This is a genomic window from Sphingomonas albertensis, assembly GCF_014358075.1.
GTDB lineage: Bacteria > Pseudomonadota > Alphaproteobacteria > Sphingomonadales > Sphingomonadaceae > Sphingomonas > Sphingomonas albertensis.
Genome location: NZ_JACONT010000039.1, coordinates 1 through 17049, shown reverse-complemented (window position 1 = coordinate 17049; position 17049 = coordinate 1). Strand labels below are relative to the sequence as shown.

Here is a 17049-nt window from a genome sequence, read left to right as displayed (position 1 = left end):
GGAGCCCGTGGTGAGACACGCGTCCAAAGCTTAACCTTGAGACGTCCTGGACGTCGCTTTCAGTCCGGATCAGCGCAGGCGGCGCGGGTCGACTACGACGTATTTGATGTGTTTGCGGTCATAGGTGTAGGTGATCCGGACCAGCCCGTCGCGCGTCTGGATCACCGCGGGATAGGCATAGCCGTCGGGTAGCGGCTTGCTCTCCAGCGTCAGCACCGGATGCCAGCGCACGCCATCGTCGGACAGCGCGAGATTGAGCGGCCAGCGCGGCCCGTCGCCGGGACGGTCGGGCCAGTGACCGCTGTGATTGTAGACGATCAACTGTCGCCCATCGCGCAGCGTCACCGCATCGGTCCCGGCATTGGGGTTGGGAAGATCGATCGCAGCCAGCCGCGACCAGGTTCGGCCGGTATCCTTAGACCAGCTCATCGCCAGCGCACCCTGGCGCGTGCGGGCGATCAGTTCGAGCCGGCCATCGGGATAGGAGAGCACGCTGGGCTGGATCGCCTCGATATGCATCGGCGAGGGGATCGGCGGCTCGACCGTCCAATGCGCGCCGCGATCGGTGCTCAGTTCCATGCGGAGCGACCAGCGATTGGCCTCCGGGGTGCCCTCCTCGCGGCTCGACGGCGATAGCCAGCTGCCGTCGCGCAGGACGACGGGCTTGTTCTTGATCGGCCCCAGAACGCCGTCGGGCAGGCGCTCCGGCTTGCCCCAGCTACGGCCGTTATCGGTCGAGCGGATCATCATCCCCCACCAGTCGCGCGGGTTCGGTCCGACCTTGTAGAACAGGCGCAGGTCACCGGGAGCGGGCTGGAACAGAACCGGGTTCCATGTCGGAAGGCGGCGGCCGTCAGCGCCGATGCCCGCCGCCACCGGTTCGGGCGCACTCCATCCGCCGTCCCCGCCGCTGCTACGCGACGTCCAGATCCGGACGTCGGCATTGCCTTCGCCCGATCCGGCGAACCAGGCCGCCATTAAGGTGCCGTCGGTGAGTTGCACGATCGTCGACGCGTGCGCCTGCGGATAGGGCGCGTGCGCGTCGATCAGTTCGGCCTTCAGGATGGCAGCCGCCGAGGATGGCCGGGGGGCATTGCCGGGGGTGCCCGCCCCCGACAGCATCATTGCCAGCCCGATGATCGCCGCCTTCACGCCGATTTACCCCCGCGCCCGGATCGCCGCGATCCGCTCATCGACGCGGCGTTCCAGGATCGTCAGCGGCATCGCGCCCTCCTTGAGGATGTCGTGGAACTGCTTCAGGTCGAACCGGTCGCCGAGCGCCGCCTTCGCCTTCACCCGAGCCCGCGTCCACGCCATGTGCCCGACCTTGTAGCTGCAGGCCTGCCCGGCCTGCGTGCAGTATCGCTCCACCTCGCGCTGCGTCCGCGGCCGTGCAAAGCCGGTCGTCGCGACCATGTAGTCGGTCGCCTTCTCGCGGCTCCACTGCTTGGCGTGGATACCCGTATCGACCACCAGGCGCGTCGCGCGGAACAGGAAAGACTGGAGATAGCCCGCGCGTTCCAGCGGCGAGGCATAGGCGCCGAGTTCGTCCGCCAACTGCTCGGCGTACAGCGCCCAGCCTTCCGAATAGGCCGAGAAGAAGCCGATCTTCCGCAACGTCGGGATATCCTTCGATTCCTGCGCGAGGCTGATCTGCAGGTGATGCCCGGGTACGCCCTCGTGATAGGTGAGCGACGGCAGCGTGTATTTCGGCCAGTCGCCGACGTCCTTCAGATTGACGAAGTAGATCGCCGGGCGGCTGCCATCGAGCGAGGCGCGGTTGTAATAGCCGTTCGAGGCGCCGTCCTGGATCTCCACCGGCACCGCACGGATTTCGAGCGGCTGCGTCGGCACCTCCGAGAAGGCCTGGGGCAGCTTGGCGTACATCGCTTTCACGCTGTCGTTCAGCCCCGCGATCAGCTCGGTGCGACCCGCGGCAGTATTGGCGTAGAGCTGATCGGGCATGACGTTCAGCTTGGCCAGCCGCTCGCCGACGGTGCCGGTCGTGAACCCTTGCGACTTGAGGATCGTGTCGAGCTGCGCGGTGATCTCCGCGACCTGCGCCAGGCCGATGCGGTGGACCTCGTCGGGGCTCAAGGTCGTCGTCGTCGCCTGGTTGAGCGCCATCGCGTAGATCGCGTCGCCGTTCGGCACGCGCCAGATCCCGTCGCCGGGCTTGGTGGTCGGCTTGAGGCGTTCCATCAGCGCGATCTGGCGGTCGAGGGCAGGATAGACCTTGTCGTCGACGATCTTCGACGCACGCGCCTGCCAGTCGCCGCCGATGCCCTTGGCCGCGGCGCGCTTGACCAGCGACTGGACGATGCTCGACGTCGCCGCCGGCTGACCGCGCAGCTTCCGCATTTGGCCCAGCGTCAGGTCGAGCGACCAAGCGGGCGCGAGCAGGCCACGCGCGGCCTCCGCCTGCTGCATCGCGCTTTCCTGGTCGAGTACCGTGCCGAACTGGTCGAGCCGCGACAGATACGCCTCTGCGTCGGGCATCGCGTTGATCGTGTGTGCGGTGTTGAGGAAATCGGGCACCTGGAAATAGGCGCCGCCCTGCTGGAAGATCCGGTAGGGGCGGATCGGGCTGTCCATGCCGAATTTCTCGGGCGCGGCGATCTGCGTGTTCAGCGAATAGCGCACCACTTCGAGGTTCAGCTTGGCGGCCGGCGACAGGCCAGCGCCGTCATAGCGCGCAAGGCTCGCGATCGACGCCTTGGTCTCGGCAACGTCGCGTGCGCGCTTTTCGGGCGTCCGCGGCGAGAGCTGGCTCTTGAGGCCGGCGAGCGGGCCCTTGTCGAGGCCGAGCGAGGTCGCCAGCTCGGGCGACCGCGCGACGCTCTTCTGGAAGATCCGCTCGAACTCCGCATTGAGCGCGGTGTCGCTGGTCGACTGCGCGAACACGCTGGACGGCAACACGGTAGTGGCAAGCGCGGCGACGCTCCCCGATGCGAGGAACTGGCGACGATCCATGATGAACTCTCCCGTAAACTGTTGGTCTTTCTAGGCCATGGCGCATCCATACGACCAGAGGCGAACGGATACGATTTTTCGCGACCAAATTTACCGCGCGCGCAGCGGAACCGGTTCGGTGATCATAGGTTTGATGGGAGAGCCCGGCGGCGTCATCGCCCCCCCCGACGGACGCGCTGGGCTCTTATGCGTAACCAAGGCTTTCCCGTGCACGACGAGACACCCAGGCGTGCGTCAGACACGCGATTGCACATCGTCGGCGAAGCGCTGCGATCGTCGTGGCAAACGCCGACAGACACGATGATCACGGATGACATTCCGACGCTGCTCACGCGTCTATCGCAGGTCCCCAAGACCCGGAAGGAACGTTAGTCGCTGGCTTGGGCCCGCTGGCTCGGGTCGCATCTCGGACACGCTCGAACCAATTAAGCTTGGCCGTCAGCCGGCCGACGTGGCCTTCATCGCTTCGATCAGCTTCTTGACCTCCTGGCTGCGGCCGCGCGGCATGATCAACACGTCGTTGCCGCTGGCAACCACGATCAGATCCTCGACCCCGACCAGCGAAACGCGGACGCCGTCGCTGCGGACGAAGCAGTTTCTGGTATCGATCGCGAGCACGGCACCGTCGCCTTGGCTGCGATGCGCGTTGCCGTCGCTGTCGGTGTCGCTGATCGCGTGGAGCGCATCCCAGCTGCCGACGTCGTTCCAGCCCATGTCGACCGGCACCACCGCGACCCGGTCGGCCTTTTCCATGACCGCGTAATCGATCGAATCGTCGGGCGAGGCGGCGAAGGCGACCGCGTCGGGATAGATCCGCGTGCCCTCGGTCCGCGCCTTGTCCATCGCTTCCTGGGTGGCCGTCAGGATGCCTGGATCGAACTGCGCCAGCGCCTCGAGATAGGCGTCGGCGAGGAACAGGAAGATGCCGCCGTTCCAGGCATGGTCGCCGCTGGCCAGCATCGACTGCGCCTTGTCGAGCGGCGGCTTCTCGACGAACCGCGCGACCCGGTTGACGCCTGGTTTCAGCTCGTCACCGATCTGAATCCAGCCATAGCCGGTCTCGGGCGAGTCCGGCGCAATCCCGAAAGTGACGAGCCAGCCTTGTGCGACCAGCGGCATCGCCGCCTCGATCGCTGCATGGAACGCGGCGACGTCGCCGATGACATGGTCGGACGGCATGACAAGCAAGGCGTCGCCGCCGCCGCCCGCGGCGATGGCGGCCAGTGCGATGGCGGGCGCGGTATTGCGACCGGCCGGCTCGAGGATCAGTGCCTGCGGCGTCGCGCCCGCGTCGGCGAGCTGCTGCTCGACCAGATCGGCGTGGCGCGCATTGGCGACAACGATCGGCGCAGCATAGCGTTCGCCCTGCGCGCGACCCGCGGTCAACTGGAGCATCGTCTCGTTCGCCGTCAGCGCCAGCATCTGCTTGGGCATCTCGGGCCGGGACATCGGCCAAAGGCGAGTGCCGGAGCCGCCTGACAGAATAACGGGAACGATCTTACGTGCGGTCATGAATCCTCCAGGTGGCGCCGAGCTATAGCGAAGCGGTCACGCGTGCCAATCGTCGAATGATCCAATTGGATGCGTCATCTTCAGCCTTTTTTGGGGTTTTGCTGCGAGACGTGGCGTTCGGGTGTCGGTAGCATTTACACCGATGTGTCGGGATAGCGGATCATGATACGCCTTTTCAAACACTATGTGCCGCATACCGTCCTGCTGTTGGGGCTGGTCGACCTGATTCTGCTGATTGTGTCGGCGGAGATCGGCTGGGTCGTGCGCGCGCACCAGATCGGCATGATCGTCGAGCCGATCGACACGCGGATCGCGCAGCTGCTGACGTTTGCCATCGCGTTGCAGGTGTCGCTGGTCGCGGTCGGTGCCTATGGCGTGGCGTCGTTCCTGTCGCTGCGCTTTGCCGCCGCGCGTCTGGCGGTGGCGCTGGCGCTCGGCGTGATGTTCCTGTCGCTGATCTTCTTCCTGGTGCCGGCGCTGACCTTCTGGCGCTCGAACCTGCTCTATTCGACGGTCATCGCGACGGTGTTGCTGGTCACGGTGCGCGCGCTGCTCGGCAAGACGCTCGGCGGCGAGACGTTCAAGCGCCGTATCATCGTCCTGGGGGCGGGCAAGCGTGCCGCGCAGATCCTCGACCTGTCGCGACAGCCTGGGATCAATTTCGTCGTGGCCGGCTTCGTATGGATGGGTGAGGCGAACCCGGTCGTGCCCGATGCCATGCCGCGGGCGGACATCCCGAACCTTGCGGTGCACATCGTCGACCAGAATGCGAGCGAGGTCATCCTCGCGCTCGACGAACGGCGCAACGCGCTGCCGATGAAGGATCTGCTGCGTGTCCGCACGACCGGTGTCCAGGTCAGCGAGATATCGAGCTTTCTCGAACGCGAGACCGGTCGCATCGACCTGAAGAGCGTCAACCCGTCCTGGCTGATCTTCTCGGATGGGTTCGCGTCGAGCCGGATGCTGTCGAGCGTGTTCAAACGCGCGTTCGACATCGTCGCAAGCGGGCTTCTGCTCGCAATCACGCTGCCGATCATCCTGCTCACCGCGATCGCGATCAAGCTCGAGTCGAAGGGCCCCGCTTTCTATCGCCAGCGTCGCGTCGGGCTGTACCATGAGGGTTTCGATATCCTGAAGCTGCGCTCGATGCGGCAGGACGCCGAGGTTGCGGGGACGGCGGTGTGGGCGGCGGAGGACGATCCGCGGATCACCCGGATCGGGCGGTTCATCCGCAAGGTGCGGATCGATGAACTGCCGCAGACCTGGACCGTGCTGAAGGGCGAGATGAGCTTCGTTGGCCCGCGTCCCGAGCGCCCGCAATTCGTCGAACAGCTCGAGCAACAGCTGCCCTTCTACGCCGAACGCCACATGGTGAAGCCGGGGATCACCGGCTGGGCGCAGATCAACTACCCCTATGGCGCGTCGATCGAGGATGCTCGGCACAAGCTCGAATACGACCTGTATTACGCGAAGAACTACTCGCCGTTCCTCGACATGCTGATCCTTTTGCAGACCTTGCGCGTCGTGCTGTGGCCGGCGGGCGCGCGATGATCGTCGCGATGGTCATGACATGATCACGACGCTGGTCCTGTGGAGCCACGCGCTCGCGGCGCTGCTGTTCGGCGCGCTGGCGTTGGCGCAATTGCGGCGGCCCGGCGGGCATTGGCCGCACGCCGCGTTCGTATTCGCGTTGGTGACGACCAGCCTGTGGGCGCTTGCGGTCGCCGGGATCGACTCGCGCGACGTCGCGGCGCGGATCGCCGCGTGCGTGCGTGACATAGCGTGGCTTGGTTTCATGCTCGCGTTGGTCCGGCGCGATCGAGCGGGCAATTATGCGCTGGGGGCGGTCTATTTCGTCGTCATGGCGTTAGCCGGGACCGCCGCACTGCTGGCCATCGTCGAGCGGATGGGGCTGGACGCCGACGCGCTCGCCGCACTGGCATCCGCGCGGACCGTGTTGCGGATGATGGGGGCGGTCAGCAGCCTCGTGCTGGTGCATCACCTCTATCAGGCGGCGCCGGCCTCGCGTGGCGGCATTCGCCTCGTACTGCTCGCGCTTGCCGCAATGTGGGGCGCCGACCTGATCGTCTCGGGAGCGGTCTATTTCGATGCGCGCTGGACCACGCTGACGATCGTCGCGAACGGCGCCGTGATGAGTGGCGCGGCCGCGCTGCTGGTGGTCGGCGTGCATCGCAGCGGCGACTGGACGCTGGCGCTGTCGCGGCCGATCGCGGTGCGCGCGCTGTCGGCGGTCGCGCTGATCCTCTACGCCGGTATCACCGCGCTCGCGAGCCACATCGTCGCCGGCTACGCAGGCTCGCACGCGCGCGCTGTGCAGGCCGCGATCGTGTTCGGTGCGACCGCGAGCATGTTGGCGCTGCTGTCGACGCCGTGGTTGCGCGCCTGGACCAAGGTGAAGATCGCCAAGCACCTCTTCCGTCACCGCTATGACTACCGCGCCGAGTGGCAGCGCTTTACCGATACGCTCGGCAAGCCGGGCGTCGGTGCCGAGACGCTCGATATCCGCGTGGTGAAGTCGATCGCCGATCTGACCGATTCACCAGGTGGCCTGTTGCTGGTGGCCGATGGCATATCGCTAGGGCTGGGCACTGCGTGGAACTGGCTCGGCACGGCCGATGGACCGCATGACGACGCACTTGCCGCTTACCTCGCGCGCGACGCCCGGATCGTCGAACTCGACCCGGTCCGCGCGGGCACCGCATCCGCCGAAGACTTGGCGAGCGTACCCGCGTGGCTCCGGGAATGCACCGAAGCCTGGGCGATCGTCCCCCTGGTCCATGGTGGCGCGCTGGTCGGTGCGATCGTGCTGGCTCGCCCGCCGGTGGACCGCGCGCTCGACTGGGAGGATTTCGACCTGCTCCGGGTCGCGGGGCGGCAGGCGGCAAGCTATCTCGCGGAAGATCGCGCGCATGCGGCACTGGCGGATGCGGCACGGTTCGACGAGTTCAACCGCCGCTTCGCGTTCATTCTGCACGACATCAAGAACCTCGTCAGCCAGCTGACACTCGTGGCGCGCAACGCCGAACGCCATGCCGACAACCCCGATTTCCGCGTCGACATGGTCGCGACCCTCAAGGACTCGTCCGATCGCATGAACGCGCTGCTCGCCCGCCTTTCGCAGCACGGCCCCGTCCGCGGCGAGCCCCTCCAGCCGCTCGACGTGACCGTGATCGTTGCGCGCGTCGCGACTGCTCGCCAGGCCCAGCATCCGATCGTCACGCGCGGTGGCTCGGTCAGCGCGCTGGGACATGCTGCCCGACTCGAACAGGTACTCGGCCAGCTCGTCCAGAACGCGGTTGAGGCCTGCGGCGCGGACGATCCGATCCTGCTGTCGGTGGAAACGATCGGCGACCGGGTGGCGATCGACGTCATCGATCACGGTTGCGGCATGACGCCGGGCTTCGTTCGCGACCAGCTCTTCCGCCCGTTCGTGTCGTCGAAGCCCGCGGGATTCGGCATCGGCGCGTTCGAGGCGCGACAATTGGTGCACGCGATGGGTGGCTCGCTCGAGGTCGTCAGCCGCGAAGGCGAGGGCACGCGCTTCCGCATCCTGCTTCCCGCCGTCGCTGCCCCCGTCGCTGCTGCCGCCGCATCGCTGGAGGAGGCGGCATGAGCGACAAGGACCGCCCCGTCCTGCTGATCGTCGAGGACGATGTTGGGCTTCAGCGTCAGCTTCGCTGGGCGTATGAAGGATATGAGATCGTTGTCGCCAGCGATCGGACACAGGCGCTGGATGCGATCCGCGCGCATGAGCCCGCCGTCGTCACGCTCGACCTCGGCCTTCCGCCCGACCCGGACGGCGTCACCGAAGGGTTCGCCACCCTGCGCGATATCCTCGCGATGAAGCCCGATACCAAGGTGATCGTCGCCTCGGGGCACGGCGCACGCGAAAGTGCGCTGCAGGCGATCGCCGACGGCGCCTGGGATTTCTACGCCAAGCCGATCGATATCGACGCGCTCGGCCTGATCGTCAGCCGCGCGTTTCATGTCCATGCGCTGGAGGCGGAGAACCGCCGCCTTGCCGCGCGTATCGATGCGGGCGGTTTCGGCGGGCTGATCAGCGCCTCACCCGAAATGGCGACGGTTACGCGCACGCTGGAACGGGTCGCACCGGCCAACGTCTCGGTGATGCTGCTTGGTGCGAGCGGCACCGGCAAGGAACTGCTCGCGCGGGGCCTGCATGACGCGTCGCCGCGGTCGCGCGGCAATTTCGTCGCGATCAACTGCGCGGCGATCCCCGAGACCCTGCTCGAAAGCGAGCTGTTCGGTCACGAAAAGGGCGCCTTCACGGGGGCCGTGAAGACGACCGAGGGCAAGATCGAACAGGCCGCCGGCGGCACGCTGTTCCTCGACGAGATCGGCGACGTGCCGCTCGCGCTCCAGGTGAAGCTGTTGCGCTTTCTCCAGGAGCGCGTGATCGAACGCGTCGGCGGACGGAAAACGATCCCGGTCGACACGCGGATCGTCTGCGCGACCCACCAGAATGTCGACGGTATGGTCGCCGACGGGCGGTTTCGCGAAGACCTGTATTATCGCCTCGCGGAGATCGTCGTGCGGATCCCGGCGCTGGCCGATAGGACCGGCGACGCGGTATTGCTCGCGCGCCACTTCGTCACGCGCTACGCCGCGTCGATGAACCCCGTGGTCACCGGCCTTGCTCCCGACGCGCGCGCTGCGATCGATGGCTGGGGCTGGCCGGGCAATGTGCGCGAGCTGGAGAACCGGATCAAGCGTGCGGTGATCATGGCCGACGGCAAGCTGGTCACCGCGACCGATCTCGACCTCGATGGCAAAGCGGAGGACGCCTCCGCGCTCAACCTGCGTGCCGCCCGCGAACTCGCCGACCGGAAAGCGATCCGCCAGGCGCTGGCGCGGGCGGACGGCAATATCTCCGGCGCATCGCGCTTGCTCGGGATCAGCCGGCCGACGCTGTACGATCTGCTGAAGAGCTACGACCTCCATGCCTGACGCACGCTATCCCATGCTGCGACGGCGCAAGCGACGGCGGCCGCTGTCCCGGGGTCTGACATTACCCGCGGCGATCTCGGGCGAACGCGCGCGGCTGCTGGCGATCTGCGTGCTGTGCCTGGTCATCGTCGGGATCGGCGTGGCCTTGGCGATGCGCCCACCGCGGCCCGATGCGCGGCGCCTTCTCGCCGTGAGCCTGACGACGCTCGAAGACGGCAATTACAGCGCGGCGCGGAGCAATGCGCAGGCCGCGATCAAGGCGGCACCGAAATGGGCGATCGCGCATGCCGTGCTGGCGCGCGCCTATCTCGAACTCGGCGACGGTCTCGCGGCGGAAGCCGAGATCGCGCGGGCGATCGACGCGGGGGTGCCCGCCGCCCGTCTCCATCAGCTCGAGGCGCATGCTCGTCTTTTGCAGGGCGATCCCGACGGCGCGATCGACGAGGTCGCGGCGGCGCGGCCCCGCTATGCCGATTATGGCGACCGTATCCATGCGCGTGCGCTTGCGTCGCAGGGCGATGGTGTCGGTGCGCGCGCGATCCTCCAGTCTGTGCTGGGGCGCAGTCCTCGCGATGCGGCGGCGTGGACCGATCTTGGGCGTATCCGCCTGACTGCGGGCGATGTCGGTGGCGCGTCAGTCGCGGCGACGCGTGCGGTCGCGCTGGCACCGCGCGAACCTGCTGCACTGACGCTGCAAGGCGAGGTGATCCGCAGCCGCTATGGCCTGATCGCGGCGCTTCCCTGGTTCGAGGCGGCGTTGCGGCAGGATGCCTATTATCATCCGGCGCTGATCGAATATGCCGCGACGCTCGGCGATGCGGGGCGCAACGCCGAGATGCTGGCGGCGACGCGAAGCGCGCTGCTGGCGCGGCCGGGCAGTCCGCAGGCGTTGTATCTGCAGGCCGTGCTCGCCGCGCGAGCCGGACGGATCGATCTCGCGCGGTCCTTGTTGCGTCGCACGGGCGGTGGGATCGGCGGCCTGCCGGGTACGCTGCTGCTGTCCGGAAGCCTCGATTATACCCAGGGCAAGTTCGAACAGGCCGCGACCGCCTGGCGTCAGCTGGTTGCGATTCAGCCGCTCAACATCGTCGCCCGGCGGTTGCTCGGCGCGGCGTTGCTACGGCTTGGCGATCGGCGCGGTGCGCTCGATACCCTGCGGCCGATCGGGTTGCGATCCGATGCCGACAGTTACTCGCTGACGCTGATCGCGCGCGCGTTCGAGGTCGCGGGAGACCGGGCGATGGCGGCACGATTCCTCGACCGCGCGGCGGCGGGGCCGATCGCACCGGCGTCCGTCTTTGCGACCGACGACGCGATCGGCGCACTCATGGCCAGCGCGGACGCTTCGGCCGGCGACCCGACCTATGTGCTCGGGGTGATCCGCGCACAGGTCGCAAGCGGCGACACCGCCGGGGCGATCGCTCGCGCTCGCTCCTTGGTGCAGGCCGGTCCCGGTGCGCCCGCCGCTCAGCTCGCGCTGGGCGATACGCTGGTCGCGGCAGGGCGCTATCCGGAAGCGGCCACCGCCTATGCCCGAGCCGCGGACCTGTCGTTCGACGAGCCGACGATGCTCCGGCTCGTCGATGCGCTGGGACGGAGCGGCCAGACCGAGGACGCAGCGACCGCGCTCGCGCTGTATCTTTCGCAGAACCCGCAGAGTTTGGCAGGCCAGCGCCTGCTCGGCCATTGGCAGGTCGAATCGGGCGCGTGGAATGCGGCGATCGAGACGCTCGAAGGCGTGCGCCGCCGTGTCGGCAATCGCGATGGGGGCGTGCTGACCGATCTGGCGCTGGCCTATGCAGGCGGCGGCAGCGATGACGGTGGTGATGGCGATTACGATCGCGATGGCGATGGCGCGATCGCGGTGCGCTACGGCCGCGCGGCTTACGCGATGTCGCCGATGAACGCGGCTGCGGCCGATGCGTACGGCGTTGCGCTGGCCGCGAACGGCGATGCCGCAGGTGCGCGACAGCTGCTGGTAAAGGCATCGCGCCTCGCGCCCGGCGACGTCACGATCGCCGGCCATCTGACCGCGCTGCGCTGACCGCTTGTCTCGACGGGATACGCCCGCCAATAGCGGCGACATGACCGATCCCCTGGAGCGCATCGCCGCCGCCCTCGAGCGCCTGTCGCCGCCACCGCCGCCTGCCGCCGACCCGCTGGCGGATCCGGCCTATGCCTGGCGCAACGGCGCATTGGCGCCGGTCCGCAGCTTCGCGCCGCTCCCGCTCGCCATGCTGATCGGCGTCGATCGACAGAAGGCGGCGCTGATCGCCAATCTGCGTCATCTGGCGGCAGGCTATGCCGCGCAAGACGTGCTGCTGTGGGGCGCGCGGGGGACCGGCAAGTCCGCGCTGGTCAAAAGCGCGGTTGCGGCGGTCCAGGCGGAAAACCGGGACACCGCGCCGCGTGTTGGCGATATCGCGCTGATCGAGGTGTCGGATCTGACCGCCCTGCCGACCCTGTTCGCGACGCTGGCGCAAGTCGACCGAGCGTTCGTGGTGTTCGTCGACGATCTGGGGTTCGACGTTCCCGCCGACGCGCGGACGTTGCGATCGATGTTGGAGGGTGGCGCAGAACCAAGGCCGGCGAATATCCGGCTGGTGGTAACCGCGAACCGTCGTCACCTGGCGCCGCGCGACATCGCCGAACAGGAAAGCGCGATCAATCCCCGCGATTCAGCCGACGACCATCTCGCCTTGGCAGACCGGTTCGGTCTCAGCCTCGGTTTCCATGCGCTGGATCAGGAAGGGTATATCGCGATCGTCGCGGCCTATGCGAAGGCGAACGATCTGTCGTTCGAGCCTAGCGATGCGATAGGGTGGGCAACACGCCGTGGCAGCCGATCGGGGCGCGTGGCATGGCAGTTTATCGTCGATCTCGCAGGCCGGGCTGGGAAGCCGCTCTAGCCGCGAAACGAATGGGCCGACGCATCACACGTCGGCCCGAAACGCTTAGTTGCTGTCCGAATCGTCGTTGTTATCGTCCTTGACGATAGCAATGACGCCGATTGCGACCACACCGGCAGCGATCAGAGCAGCGATCACGCCACCGCTAGCTGCTTCGCTGTTGTTCGACGTCACCGAACCGGCGCGGACGGTCGAAGCAGGAGCAGCCGACGCTGCAACCGAGGTGGTCATCATTGCGACAGCGAGTGCGCTGCCGGTAAGGGCCTTGAGCTTCATAAACATCTCCAGAATAAACGAACCGAACTGCCGCAACGCAGCAATCACACGCTGGTTCCCGTATTTAGCAACGATGCAAAAGTCCAGCTAAATCTAGGTCAAGAAGCTCCGTCGACCATTTCCGCAAGTTCGAGCCAGCGCAACTCAGCCGCGTCCTTCTCCGCGCGTGCGGCCTCGATCGCTGCCGTCAGTTTCGCGAATGTCGCATGGTCGCGCATGTACAGATCGGGCTTGGCGAGCTTGACTGCGTCGGCTGCCATCTGCGCGTCGAGTTCCTCGATCCGCTTGGGCAGCAGTTCGTAATCGCGCTGGTCCTTGTAGGTCAGTTTAGCACGGGGGGCGGCTGCGACCGGGGCGGTGGCGGAGACCTTCTTCGACGCGCGCTTGCCGGTCGTCGTCGACACGCGACGCTTTTCCCAATCCTCATACCCGCCGGCGACGACGTCGACCGTGCCCGAGCCGTCGAGCCCGAGCGTGATCGTCACGGTGCGATCGAGGAAGTCGCGATCGTGGCTCACGATCAGCACGGTGCCGTCGTAATCGCCGATCACTTCCTGCAACAGGTCGAGCGTTTCGAGATCGAGGTCGTTGGTCGGCTCGTCGAGCACCAGCAGGTTCGACGGCTTGGCGAACTCGCGCGCCAGCAGCAGCCGCGAGCGCTCGCCACCCGACAGCGAGCCGATCTTCGCGTCGACCATATTCGGATCGAACAGGAAGTCCTTCAGATACCCGTGGATATGCTTGCGCACGCCGAGCACGTCGATCCACTCGCCGCCATCGACGACGACTTCGCGGACCGTCTTCTCGGGCGCCATCAGGCTGCGCTGCTGGTCGATCACCACCGCGTCGAGCGTCTTTGCCAGCTTGATCGTGCCGCTGTCGGGCTCGATCTCGCCGGTCAGCAGCTTCAGCAGAGTCGACTTGCCCGCGCCGTTGCGACCGACGATGCCGATGCGGTCGCCGCGTGTGACCCGGAGCGTCAGGTCGCCGATGATCGTGCGGTCGCCATACGCCTTGGTGACGTTCTTCGCGTCGATCACGACCTTCGACTTGGTATCGTCGCTGCTCGTGGTCAGGTTCGCCGAGCCCTGCGGCCCGATCATCGACGCGCGTTCGGCGCGCATCTCGTGCAGCTTGGTCAGGCGGCCCTGGTTGCGCTTGCGCCGCCCGGTGACGCCGCGGAGCAGCCAATGCTCCTCCAGCTTGAGGCGCGCATCGAGCTTTTCGGCCTGGCGCTGTTCCTCGGCATAGACCTGCTCGGTCCATGCCTCGAACCCACCGAAACCGATCTCCGCACGCCGGATCGCGCCGCGATCGAGCCACAAGGTCTGCTTGGTGAGCCGGGTCAGGAAGGTACGGTCATGGCTGATGACGACGAACGCACCGCGGAAGCGCTTGAGCCAGTCCTCGATCCATTCGATCGCGCCGATGTCGAGATGGTTGGTCGGCTCGTCGAGCAGCAGCACGTCGGGATCCTGCGATAGCGCCCGGACGATCGCAGCGCGACGCCGCTCGCCGCCCGAGGCAGAGGCCGCCTCGCGCGACAGGTCGATGCCGAGCTGATCCGCGATCGAATCCGCCTCGTAGTTTACCGGCGCATCGTCGCCCGCCATCACGTAATCGCGAAGGGTTGCGAAGCCGCGGAGGTCGGGCTCTTGCTCCAGGATCACGACGCGGGTGCCGGGGACGATCGTCCTGCGCCCCTCGTCGGCGATCACGCTGCCGCCGAGCAGTTTGAGCAGGGTCGTCTTGCCGGCGCCGTTGCGGCCGATCAGCGCAAGGCGATCGCGCGGGCCAATGTGGATATCGAGGTTGCGAAAGAGCCAGCCGGAGCCCTGGACGAGCCCGAGGCCTTCGAATGCTAAGATTGGTGCTGCCATGTTCGCGCCACGTAGGGGGGCGAAGTGATGCAGGCAAGTTACACCTCGCGCGCTTCGTGCTGTCGCGCGCCTGTCGCGATCATTCACAGGCTGTTCAATGCCGGGGCCCTATGCCACGGCCATGAAGATGTTGCTATTTCTTGCGACCTTGGCCGCGGCGCCTTTGCTGATGGGTGCCGCACCGATGCTGGCGGGCGACCCTCCACAGCGTCGCAGCGATCAGATGTCGGCATTGCAGGCGCGCCGGACCGGTGCCCCGTCCCTGCGCGAGATCGAGTCGCGCGTGATCCCGACGATGAAGGGCGCGCAGTATCTCGGCTCCGACTATGATTCGGGCAGCGCCATTTACACGCTGAAATTCCTGCGCGATGGAACCGTCATCTGGGTCGACGTCGATGGCCGCAACGGCCAGATCGTCGGCCGCACCGGTCCCTGAAAACCCCAATTCGAGAGGATAATCATGCGCGTTCTGATCGTCGAGGACGAGCCGAATCTCGGCCAGCAATTGAAGAATACCCTGGAGGGGGCCGGCTATGCGATCGATCTCGCGGTCGATGGCGAGGAGGGGCATTTCCTTGGCTCGACCGAGAATTACGATGCGGTCGTGCTCGATCTCGGCCTGCCGGAGATTGACGGGCTGACGGTGCTCGATCGCTGGCGCAAGGAGGGCAAGACGATGCCCGTGCTAGTCCTGACCGCGCGCGACAGCTGGTCCGACAAGGTCGCAGGCCTCGATGCGGGCGCGGACGATTACGTCGCCAAGCCGTTCCAGAGCGAGGAGTTGATCGCCCGCCTGCGCGCGCTGATCCGTCGTGCGTCGGGCAATGCCTCGTCCGAGCTGACCGCGGGCGACATCCGCCTCGACACGCGCAGCGGCAAGGTCACGCGCGCTGGCGAGCCGGTCAAGCTGACCGCGCAGGAATACAAGCTTCTCAGCTACCTGCTCCATCACAAGGGCAAGGTCGTCAGCCGTACCGAGCTGATCGAGCATATCTACGACCAGGATTTCGATCGCGATTCGAACACGATCGAGGTGTTCGTGACGCGCATCCGCAAGAAGCTCGGCCAGGACGTGATCACGACGATCCGCGGCCTCGGCTACAGCCTCGAAGATCCGGACGCCTGATCGTCCCACGATGGAAACGCCGCCGCTAACAGAGACGCCGCTCCGCGTACCGGCGGCCGTGAAGGGTTCGCTGTCGCGGCGGATGATCCTCATCGCGGCGGTGTGGATCGTCGTGCTGCTCAGCGGCGGCGGGTTCGCGCTCGACCGCGTGCTGAGCCAGGCGGTAACGCGCAATTTCGACGATCAGCTCGAATATGTCCTCCGCTCGCTCCTGAATTCGGCCGAGATCGGGCCAGAGGGCGAGGTGATCTTCTCGCGCGATGCCGCGGCCGACCAGCGCTTCGTCGAACCCTATTCGGGTCTCTACTGGCAGGTGTCCGGCAAGGGGCGCGAGGACTTCCCGTCGCGGTCGCTATGGGATCGCAAGCTCGCGTTCGGCAGCCCGCACGACGATCGCAACGCGCATTTCTACGACAGCCTGCAATTTCCCGACGAGAAGCTGCGAATCGTCGAACGCGACGCGGTCATCCCCGGCTCCAAGGTGCATTGGCGGTTCCAGGTCGCGCAGAGCCGCGACGGGCTCGATGCGCAGATCACCACCCTGCGCCGCACACTGGTTCGCAGCTTCGCGCTGCTGGGTCTCGGACTGATTATCCTGGCGGCGCTCCAGACCTTCTACGGGCTTTGGCCGCTGCGCCGCGTACGCGAGGAAATCGCCCGGATGCGTGCCGGTCACTCGAACCGCGTGTCGAGCGCGATGCCGGTCGAGGTCGCGCCGATGGTCGAGGAACTGAACGCGCTGATCGAGCATAACGAACGCCAGGCTGAGGAGGCGCGGCGTCACGCCGGCAACCTCGCGCATGCGCTGAAGACGCCGCTGACGGTCATCATGAACGCCGCCACCGCGCAGTCCGACGACCTCGCCGATACAGTGATCCGGGAAGCCCGGACGATGCGCCGGCAGGTGGATCACCACCTCGCGCGCGCGCGCGCGGTCGGGCGGCGCGGTTCCGCGCACAGCCGCGCGGATGTGTGGCCGAGCCTCGAATCGGTCGAGCGTGCGGTTGGGCGGCTGTACCGGCATGTCCGGATCGACGTCACCGGGCCGCGTGGGTTGCAGGTCCATGTCGAGCGGCAGGATCTGGATGAGATGCTCGGCAACCTGATCGAGAACGCGGCGAAATACGGCGGCGGCAGCGTATTCGTCACGGTCGGTGCGCAGTCGGGTTTCGTCGAGTTCCTGGTCGAGGACGACGGCGTCGGTATTCCGGAGGAGGAGCGCGTCCGCATCTTCGATCGCGGCGTACGGCTGGATACGGGGAAGCCGGGGACTGGGCTGGGGCTGGCGATCGTGCGGGACGTCGCGGAGATTTACGAGGGGACGGTGGCGCTGGAAGAGAGCGAGGATCTCGGTGGCCTGCTCGTGCGGCTCAGGTTGCCAGCC

At 66.8% G+C, this 17049-nt stretch carries 13 protein-coding genes; 8 read left to right on the top strand and 5 right to left on the bottom strand.

Features of this window, described 5'->3' with window-relative positions:
• Positions 1–69: 69 nt before the first annotated feature.
• The 3 genes from H8S47_RS15430 to H8S47_RS15420 form a co-directional block, all read right to left on the bottom strand.
• Positions 70–1152 (bottom strand): sialidase family protein, encoded by a 1083-nt coding sequence (locus tag H8S47_RS15430; protein ID WP_328805571.1) that lies wholly within the window; start codon positions 1150–1152, stop codon positions 70–72.
• A 6-nt stretch (positions 1153–1158) separates the two neighbouring features.
• Positions 1159–2973, bottom strand: a complete 1815-nt coding sequence (locus tag H8S47_RS15425) for a DUF885 domain-containing protein (protein WP_187504679.1) — start codon at positions 2971–2973, stop codon at positions 1159–1161.
• 438 nt (positions 2974–3411) lie between these two features.
• The gene (locus tag H8S47_RS15420; protein ID WP_187504678.1) at positions 3412–4485 is read right to left on the bottom strand and encodes a mannose-1-phosphate guanylyltransferase/mannose-6-phosphate isomerase; all 1074 of its coding nucleotides are present in this window, start codon (positions 4483–4485) and stop codon (positions 3412–3414) included.
• A 162-nt stretch (positions 4486–4647) separates the two neighbouring features.
• Between H8S47_RS15420 and H8S47_RS15415 the strand changes: the two genes are divergently transcribed.
• The 5 genes from H8S47_RS15415 to H8S47_RS15395 are packed head-to-tail and all read left to right on the top strand — an operon-like array spanning position 4648 to position 12383.
• Positions 4648–6036, top strand: coding sequence for a TIGR03013 family XrtA/PEP-CTERM system glycosyltransferase (locus tag H8S47_RS15415; protein WP_187504677.1), 1389 nt, complete (start codon positions 4648–4650; stop codon positions 6034–6036).
• Between the two features lie 19 nt (positions 6037–6055).
• A complete protein-coding gene (gene prsK, locus H8S47_RS15410) occupies positions 6056–8119 on the top strand; it encodes an XrtA/PEP-CTERM system histidine kinase PrsK (RefSeq protein ID WP_187504676.1) in 2064 nt (687 codons plus the stop codon).
• Positions 8116–9474: a PEP-CTERM-box response regulator transcription factor gene (gene prsR / locus H8S47_RS15405; RefSeq protein WP_187504675.1), complete on the top strand. Its 1359-nt coding sequence runs from the start codon at positions 8116–8118 to the stop codon at positions 9472–9474. The genes prsK and prsR overlap by 4 nt, the downstream gene beginning before the upstream one ends.
• Positions 9467–11518: a tetratricopeptide repeat protein gene (locus H8S47_RS15400; RefSeq protein ID WP_187504674.1), complete on the top strand. Its 2052-nt coding sequence runs from the start codon at positions 9467–9469 to the stop codon at positions 11516–11518. Before prsR ends, H8S47_RS15400 begins: the two co-directional genes overlap by 8 nt.
• A 40-nt stretch (positions 11519–11558) precedes the next feature.
• Entirely contained in the window at positions 11559–12383 is an 825-nt protein-coding gene (locus H8S47_RS15395; RefSeq protein WP_187504673.1) for a DUF815 domain-containing protein, read from the top strand.
• A gap of 45 nt (positions 12384–12428) precedes the next feature.
• Here the strand turns inward: H8S47_RS15395 and H8S47_RS15390 are convergent, their stop codons facing one another.
• Positions 12429–12695 (bottom strand): hypothetical protein, encoded by a 267-nt coding sequence (locus H8S47_RS15390; protein ID WP_235982954.1) that lies wholly within the window; start codon positions 12693–12695, stop codon positions 12429–12431.
• A gap of 62 nt (positions 12696–12757) precedes the next feature.
• A complete protein-coding gene (locus H8S47_RS15385; protein ID WP_187504672.1) occupies positions 12758–14539 on the bottom strand; it encodes an ABC-F family ATP-binding cassette domain-containing protein in 1782 nt (593 codons plus the stop codon).
• A 121-nt stretch (positions 14540–14660) separates the two neighbouring features.
• Between H8S47_RS15385 and H8S47_RS15380 the strand changes: the two genes are divergently transcribed.
• From H8S47_RS15380 to H8S47_RS15370, 3 genes are all read left to right on the top strand, one after another.
• Entirely contained in the window at positions 14661–14975 is a 315-nt protein-coding gene (locus tag H8S47_RS15380; RefSeq protein ID WP_187504671.1) for a hypothetical protein, read from the top strand.
• A gap of 24 nt (positions 14976–14999) precedes the next feature.
• Entirely contained in the window at positions 15000–15665 is a 666-nt protein-coding gene (locus H8S47_RS15375) for a response regulator transcription factor (RefSeq protein WP_056061146.1), read from the top strand.
• Between the two features lie 10 nt (positions 15666–15675).
• Positions 15676–17049: sensor histidine kinase (locus H8S47_RS15370; RefSeq protein WP_235982952.1), on the top strand; the 1374-nt coding region annotated here is incomplete at its 3' end.

Bases quoted from the DNA above. Each gene is read 5' to 3' on its own strand.
- prsR (WP_187504675.1), top strand. From the start codon at position 8,116: ATGAGCGACAAGGACCGCCCCGTCCTGCTGATCGTCGAGGACGATGTT.
- H8S47_RS15380 (WP_187504671.1), top strand. From the start codon at position 14,661: ATGAAGATGTTGCTATTTCTTGCGACCTTGGCCGCGGCGCCTTTGCTG.
- prsK (WP_187504676.1), top strand. From the start codon at position 6,056: ATGATCACGACGCTGGTCCTGTGGAGCCACGCGCTCGCGGCGCTGCTG.
- H8S47_RS15425 (WP_187504679.1), bottom strand. From the start codon at position 2,973: ATGGATCGTCGCCAGTTCCTCGCATCGGGGAGCGTCGCCGCGCTTGCC.
- H8S47_RS15395 (WP_187504673.1), top strand. From the start codon at position 11,559: ATGACCGATCCCCTGGAGCGCATCGCCGCCGCCCTCGAGCGCCTGTCG.
- H8S47_RS15400 (WP_187504674.1), top strand. From the start codon at position 9,467: ATGCCTGACGCACGCTATCCCATGCTGCGACGGCGCAAGCGACGGCGG.
- H8S47_RS15385 (WP_187504672.1), bottom strand. From the start codon at position 14,539: ATGGCAGCACCAATCTTAGCATTCGAAGGCCTCGGGCTCGTCCAGGGC.
- H8S47_RS15420 (WP_187504678.1), bottom strand. From the start codon at position 4,485: ATGACCGCACGTAAGATCGTTCCCGTTATTCTGTCAGGCGGCTCCGGC.
- H8S47_RS15415 (WP_187504677.1), top strand. From the start codon at position 4,648: ATGATACGCCTTTTCAAACACTATGTGCCGCATACCGTCCTGCTGTTG.
- H8S47_RS15375 (WP_056061146.1), top strand. From the start codon at position 15,000: ATGCGCGTTCTGATCGTCGAGGACGAGCCGAATCTCGGCCAGCAATTG.